We start from the raw sequence: 3182 nt of genomic DNA on the forward strand, positions 1-3182 counted from the left end.
TTGTTGTTATCATGCCCGGCGGCGCCCTACTCTCCCGCGTCTTGAGACGAAGTACCATTGGCGCAGGGGCGTTTCACTTCCGAGTTCGGGATGGGATCGGGTGGGGGCGCCCCGCCATTGCCACCGGGCAGGATAACAACAATTTGAGAAGCTGGATTTTTAGTGATTATAGCTTAATGGGAGTGATCAAGTCGAACGAGCTATTAGTAAGGCTCAGCTTCGTGTGTTGCCACACTTCCACATGCCTCCTATCGACGTGGTGGTCTTCCACGGCTCTTCAGGGAGAACTAGTTTTGAGGTGGGTTTCCCGCTTAGATGCCTTCAGCGGTTATCCCTTCCGTACATAGCTACCCTGCAATGCGGCTGGCGCCACAACAGGTCCACCAGAGGTACGTCCATCCCGGTCCTCTCGTACTAGGGACAGATCCTCTCAATTCTCCTACACCCACGGCAGATAGGGACCGAACTGTCTCGCGACGTTCTGAACCCAGCTCACGTACCGCTTTAATTGGCGAACAGCCAAACCCTTGGGACCTGCTCCAGCCCCAGGATGCGATGAGCCGACATCGAGGTGCCAAACAATGCCGTCGATATGGACTCTTGGGCATCATCAGCCTGTTATCCCCGGCGTACCTTTTATCCGTTGAGCGATGGCCCTTCCACGAGGGACCACCGGATCACTATGACCGACTTTCGTCTCTGCTCGACTTGTCAGTCTCGCAGTCAGGCGGGCTTATGCCATTGCACTCGACGAGCGATTTCCGACCGCTCTGAGCCCACCTTCGCGCGCCTCCGTTACCATTTGGGAGGCGACCGCCCCAGTCAAACTACCCGCCACACACGGTCCCGGGCGTTGTTGCGCCGCGGTTAGATATCCATGAGGACAAGGGTGGTATTTCAAGGATGGCTCCATGAGAGCTGGCGCCCTCATTTCAACGCCTACCACCTATCCTACACATGTCATCACGAATACCAGTGTGAAGCTGTAGTAAAGGTGCACGGGGTCTTTCCGTCTGACCGCAGGAACCCCGCATCTTCACGGGGAATTCAATTTCACTGAGTCTGTGCTGGAGACAGCGGGGAAGTCGTTACGCCATTCGTGCAGGTCGGAACTTACCCGACAAGGAATTTCGCTACCTTAGGACCGTTATAGTTACGGCCGCCGTTTACCGGGGCTTCAATTCGGTGCTTGCACACCTCCTCTTAACCTTCCGGCACCGGGCAGGCGTCAGACCCTATACGTCGCCTTGCGGCTTCGCAGAGCCCTGTGTTTTTGATAAACAGTCGCAACCCCCTGGTCTGTGCCACCTTCAAATGGTTGCCCAAATGAAGGTCTCCCTTCTCGCGAACTTACGGGAGCAATTTGCCGAGTTCCTTCAGCACAGTTCTCTCAAGCGCCTTGGTATGCTCTACCTGTCCACCTGTGTCGGTTTCGGGTACGGTCTAGCGTGGGAGCTATTTCCTGGGACACCTTCGCTGCACCCCCAATCCAATAAGGGGATACAACACACGGCATCCGTCACTACCCACTGGCTGGGGAATATTAACCCCATTCCCATCGGCTACGCCTTTCGGCCTCACCTTAGGGGCCGGCTAACCCTGCGCCGATTAGCGTTGCGCAGGAACCCTTGGACTTTCGGCGAGAGGGTCTCTCACCCTCTTTGTCGTTACTCATGTCAGCATTCGCACTTCTGATATCTCCAGGTGCCCTCACGGGTCACCCTTCGCAGACCTACAGAACGCTCCGCTACCGCGTGTTAAACACGCCCGCAGTTTCGGTGTATGGCTTGAGCCCCGGTACATTTTCGGCGCGGAGACCCTTATTTAGACCAGTGAGCTGTTACGCTTTCTTTAAATGATGGCTGCTTCTAAGCCAACATCCTGGTTGTTTTGGGATCTCTACATCCTTTCCCACTTAGCCATAACTTAGGGACCTTAACTGGCGGTCAGGGTTGTTTCCCTCTCCACAATGGACGTTAGCACCCACTGTGTGTCTGCCCTGCAGTACTTCCTGGTATTCGGAGTTTGGTTAGGATCAGTAAGGCGGTGAGCCCCCATAGCCCATCCAGTGCTCTACCCCCAGGAGTATTCACAGGACGCTCTACCTAAATAGATTTCGCGGAGAACCAGCTATTTCCGAGTTTGATTGGCCTTTCACCCCTAGCCACAAGTCATCCCCGAATTTTTCAACATTCGTGGGTTCGGTCCTCCAGTGCGTGTTACCGCACCTTCAACCTGCTCATGGCTAGATCACTCGGTTTCGGGTCTAATCCAACGAACTAAAGCGCCCTATTAAGACTCGGTTTCCCTACGCCTACACCTATCGGCTTAAGCTTGCTCGTTAAATTAAGTCGCTGACCCATTATACAAAAGGTACGCTGTCACCCTTGCGGGCTCCAACTGTTTGTAGGCATCCGGTTTCAGGAACTATTTCACTCCCCTCGTCGGGGTGCTTTTCACCTTTCCCTCACGGTACTGGTTCACTATCGGTCGACAAGGAGTACTTAGGCTTGGAGGGTGGTCCCCCCATGTTCAGACAGGATTTCACGTGTCCCGCCCTACTCAAGGATTGCAATTCTTTCTACCCGTACGGGGCTATCACCCATTAATGCCAGGTTTCCCAACCTGTTCCGGTTCTTAAATTGCAACCACTGGCCTGGTCCGCGTTCGCTCGCCACTACTAGCGGAGTCTCGGTTGATGTCCTTTCCTCCGGGTACTTAGATGTTTCAGTTCCCCGGGTTCGCTCCCTTTCGGGTACTCCATACGGAGTGGGTTGCCCCATTCGGAAATCGCCGGATCAAAGCTTATTCGCAGCTCCCCGACGCTTATCGCAGCGTATCACGTCCTTCATCGCCTCTTGTCGCCAAGGCATTCACCAGATGCCCTTAAGACACTTGATCACTCTCATTAGCTATAATCACCAAATGCAGAACCTAATCCGCACCGGCAAAGCCAACAAAAGAACTTTGAGCTACAAACAAACTCAAAGTCATTTATTAAGACCAGCTTCTCGAGACATAACCGGCGGGGCAGCGGTCAAGCGCCCCCATTGGACCATCCCATAAGGAATGGCTAACTGGCTAGCTGTCACATCAAGCATATCCCAACAGGAATATGGCGCTCAATGCGGCCAGTTATGTCTTCTCTTCAACATGTCACAGAACACGCCCAAACCCTAAGG

The 3182-nt window shown here is 54.0% G+C and carries 2 rRNA genes; both read right to left on the bottom strand.

Annotated features, from left to right (window positions below):
• Positions 1-13 precede the first annotated feature (13 nt).
• A 5S ribosomal RNA gene (rrf, locus tag PUV47_RS19790) occupies positions 14-128 on the bottom strand.
• 54 nt (positions 129-182) lie between these two features.
• Positions 183-2901, bottom strand: a 23S ribosomal RNA gene (locus tag PUV47_RS19795).
• Positions 2902-3182 lie beyond the last annotated feature (281 nt).

Source organism: Pseudovibrio exalbescens, from assembly GCF_028737195.1.
GTDB classification, from domain to species: domain Bacteria; phylum Pseudomonadota; class Alphaproteobacteria; order Rhizobiales; family Stappiaceae; genus Pseudovibrio; species Pseudovibrio zosterae.